At 36.6% G+C, this 232-nt stretch carries 1 pseudogene; it reads right to left on the bottom strand.

Going from position 1 to position 232, the window contains the following annotated elements:
* Positions 1 to 232 (bottom strand): annotated as a pseudogene (locus ABEB28_RS42345) (IS1380 family transposase); the annotation flags it as partial.

The following is a 232-nucleotide window of genomic DNA, read 5'->3' as shown; positions in this document are numbered from 1 at the left end:
CACACTATCCATTCGAAATAAAATTTCTAAATCGTCTGATTTGATGTTAGCAACAATTTCTTTGATCATTTCCGCAGCACCGTTTGCAGTGTAAGTATTGCCACTTCTTACAAATCCGGTAACATATGCTTTTAATTCGTCGCAAAATGCAAATTGGATATTGTAGCATCGGTTTCCCAGTTTCTTAGGATTATATCCTTTTGACGCACCTTCTTGATGACCTTCTACGTTA

Source organism: Cryptosporangium minutisporangium, assembly GCF_039536245.1.
Classification (GTDB): domain Bacteria; phylum Actinomycetota; class Actinomycetes; order Mycobacteriales; family Cryptosporangiaceae; genus Cryptosporangium; species Cryptosporangium minutisporangium.
This window is presented reverse-complemented; position numbering and strand designations above follow the sequence as displayed.